At 68.5% G+C, this 3,378-nt stretch carries 4 protein-coding genes and 1 pseudogene; 2 read left to right on the forward strand and 3 right to left on the reverse strand.

The window, feature by feature from the left end; translation table 11 throughout:
• From GT042_RS28415 to ftsE, 3 genes and pseudogenes are all read right to left on the reverse strand, one after another.
• Positions 1–413 (reverse strand): annotated as a pseudogene (locus tag GT042_RS28415) (peptidase S41); the annotation flags it as partial.
• Positions 414–480: 67 nt separating this feature from the next.
• Positions 481–1,401 (reverse strand): permease-like cell division protein FtsX, encoded by a 921-nt coding sequence (gene ftsX, locus GT042_RS28420; protein WP_161311573.1) that lies wholly within the window; start codon positions 1,399–1,401, stop codon positions 481–483.
• Between the two features lie 72 nt (positions 1,402–1,473).
• Positions 1,474–2,163 (reverse strand): cell division ATP-binding protein FtsE, encoded by a 690-nt coding sequence (gene ftsE, locus GT042_RS28425; protein WP_161311574.1) that lies wholly within the window; start codon positions 2,161–2,163, stop codon positions 1,474–1,476.
• 271 nt (positions 2,164–2,434) lie between these two features.
• Here ftsE and GT042_RS28430 point away from each other — a divergent pair, with 271 nt between their 5' ends.
• Together GT042_RS28430 and GT042_RS28435 are read left to right on the forward strand one after the other, a co-directional pair.
• Positions 2,435–2,629: a hypothetical protein gene (locus tag GT042_RS28430; protein WP_161311575.1), complete on the forward strand. Its 195-nt coding sequence runs from the start codon at positions 2,435–2,437 to the stop codon at positions 2,627–2,629.
• Positions 2,630–2,724: 95 nt separating this feature from the next.
• On the forward strand, positions 2,725–3,378 hold a 654-nt coding region (locus GT042_RS28435; RefSeq protein WP_202534048.1), incomplete at its 3' end, for a hypothetical protein.

A 3,378-nucleotide genomic window follows, 5' to 3' on the forward strand; every position in this document is an offset into this window, starting at 1 on the left:
GCCCGGGCGGCGGGCGCGCCCGGCTGGACCCGGGTGACCTCGATCAGACCGCCCGCCGCGCCGCGGGCCGCGAGCCCGACGCCGGTGTACCGGCCGTCGAGGCCCTGTTCAAACTCTTCGTACTCACTCTTGTCGTACACCGCGCCCCAGCGGTCGCCGCTGCGGCTGACGACCTCCTCGGCCGCTTCCGTGGCCGACTTGCCGTCCGCCATGGCCTCGGCGGCGGCCCGGGCGACGTCGTCGCCGTGGACCGTGGAGGAGGCGGCGCGCAGCGGCAGCACCGGCGATTTCTCGTCGCTGCGCGGCAGGGAGTTCGTGGCCGCGGCCGTGGCCAGCACGCTGGCGAATACGAAGGTCAGGGCCGCGCCGCGGCGGACGCCGCGGGATCTTTGAGGCAACTCGGAGCCCGACATGGCGTTGAGTCTAGGACAACGCCCCCCGGCGGACGGGCCCTTGGCGACACGACGCCAAGGGCACTTGTCACACCCTGAGGTACTTGCGCAACGCGATGAAAGCGGCCAGAGCGGGCATCAGCAGCGCGATCGCCAGCACCAGCGGAAGCTTGGTGAGCACCGCGTCCCAGCCGATGAAGTTGACGAGTTCCATCTTGTGCGACAGATCAAGACCATGATCGATCAGGAAGTAGCGCCCGAGGAGCAACATCGCGCACGCGACGACACCACCGAGCAGCCCGGCGAACGCGGCCTCCATGATGAACGGCATCTGGATGTAGAAGCTGGAGGCGCCCACCAGGCGCATGATCCCGGTCTCACGCCGTCGGCTGAACGCCGAGACACGCACGGTGTTGACGATCAGCATGATCGCGATGACGAGCATCAGCGCCATGACGAAGAGCGCGGCGACGTTCATGCCCTGCATCAGCCCGAACAGGTTCTGGAGGATGTCGCGCTGGTCCTGGACGGACTGGACCCCGTCCCGTCCCGCGAAGGCGGTCGCCACCACCTTGTACTTCTCGGGGTCCTTGAGCTTGACGCGGAACGATTCCGGCATCTGGTCCGGGGTGATCGTGGCGGCGAGCGGCGAATCCCCGTACTGCTCCTTGTAGTGCTTGTACGCTTCGTCGGCGTTCTCGTAGTGGACGGTCTCGACGATCGTCGTCATCTTCTTCAGATCGCCCTCGATCTGCTTCCGCTGCTCCGTCGTGACCGCGCCCTTGGTGCACTGCGGCGACGTCGTCACATCTCCCTTGTTACAGAGGAAGATGGAGACGTTGACCTTGTCGTACCAGTAGTCCTTCATCGTGCTGACCTGATCGCGCATGAGCAGCGCGCCGCCGAACAGGGCGAGCGAGAGGGCCACGGAGATGATGACGGCGAAGGTCATCGTGAGATTGCGGCGGAGGCCGACGCCGATCTCCGACAGGACGAACTGGGCGCGCATGGCGTCCTTTCAGCTTTCGGTGCTCAATGCGGTCGTGCTCACTGCCCCGTACGTACGCGACGCGGGCGGTGCTCAGTGCTGGTAGCCGTAGACGCCGCGCACCTGGTCGCGCACCAGGCGGCCCTGGTCGAGTTCCAGCACGCGCTTGCGCATCTGGTCGACGATGTTCTGGTCGTGCGTCGCCATCAGCACGGTCGTACCGGTGCGGTTGATGCGGTCCAGCAGCTTCATGATGCCCACGGAGGTCTGCGGGTCGAGGTTACCGGTCGGCTCGTCCGCGATCAGCAGCATGGGGCGGTTCACGAAGGCGCGCGCGATGGCGACGCGCTGCTGCTCACCACCGGAGAGTTCACCGGGCATCCGGTCCTCCTTGCCGCCGAGTCCGACCAGGTCGAGGACCTGCGGGACGGACTTGCGGGTCTCACCGCGGGACTTGCCGATGACCTCCTGCGCGAACGCCACGTTCTGCGCGACGGTCTTGTTCGGCAGCAGCCGGAAGTCCTGGAAGACCGTGCCCAGCTGGCGGCGCATCTGGGGCACCTTCCAGTTGGACAGGCGCGCCAGGTCCTTGCCGAGGACGTGGACCATGCCGGTGCTGGTGCGCTCCTCGCGGAGGATCAGTCTCAGGAAGGTCGACTTGCCGGAGCCGGAGGAGCCGACGAGGAAGACGAACTCCCCCTTCTCGATGTCGAGCGAGACATCACGCAGTGCGGGACGGTTCTGCCTCGGGTAGGTCTTGGAGACGTTGTCGAATCGAATCACGAGATACACCACGGTCGGCCGGGAGCAGGTGTGCGTGACCTTACGCGAACCGGACTGGCGCGCGCAGTCCGCTGCGGAGGTTGGGACGGGCTTGGGCGATTTATCACGGATGCGCGGCGGCGGCCAGTGGGAGCGGTCACACCGGAAACCGGCCGGGCGCGCCGAAACGGGCGGGAACTGGCACAGTGGTAAGGGGAACAGTCACGATTCCCCGAGCGTTGAGCGGGGAGACACTGGCTGCGGCTCCGCCGCGCGGTGAGGAGGAATGCGCATGACCTACGACAGATTGGTGTGCGCCAACTGCGCGGGACCCGTCAGTGAGGGCAGGTGCCGCGTCTGCCGGGCGAACCGGGAGCGCCTCCAGCAGGAGGGCCCCTTCGGTGGCCTGAGCCCGATGGCCCTGTTGACGATGATCGTCGTGCTGCTCGCGGCGGTGGCCTTCGTGGCGGTGCAGCAGACCGCGTAGCGCGCGGCGCGAACGGTGCGTACGTAGGAGGAAGGGCCCGGACACCATGCACGGTGTCCGGGCCCTTCCGTAGGTCGTGGACGACGCCCGGGACGATGTCCTCAGACGGCGGTACGTCCGCCGGCCACCAGACGCGGCAGCATCCGGAAGCCGATGCCGCCCGCGATCATGGTCGCGGCGCCGATCAGCAGGAACGTGGTCTCGAAGGCACCGGTCTCGGCCAGCTCCTCCTTGGCCTCACCCTGCTGCACCGGCTGGGAGCCGAGGCTGTCGGTGTCGGTCCCGCCGGTCGTGGAGGGGGAGCCGCCGGTGCCGCCACCGCCGGTGGTGCCCCCGCCGCTCGCGTTGCCGCCCGTGGTCGCGCCACCGTCGCCGGTACCGCCCTGGTCACCCGAGCCGCCCTGGTTGCCGGTACCGCCCTGGTTGCCCGAGCCACCCTGGTTGCCCGAGCCACCCTGGTTGCCCGCGCCGCCCTGGTTGCCGGCACCACCCTGCTCGCCACCACCGACCGCAGCAGCGCCACCCTGCTCGCCACCACCGACCGCAGCGGCACCACCCTGCTCGCCACCACCAACGGCAGCAGCACCACCCTGCTCGCCACCACCGACCGCAGCAGCACCACCCTGCTCACCGCCACCAACGGCAGCAGCACCACCCTGCTCGCCACCACCAACGGCAGCAGCACCACCCTGCTCGCCACCACCAACGGCAGCAGCACCACCCTGCTCGCCACCACCGACCGCAGCAGC

This window comes from Streptomyces sp. SID3212 (assembly GCF_009865405.1).
GTDB lineage: Bacteria > Actinomycetota > Actinomycetes > Streptomycetales > Streptomycetaceae > Streptomyces.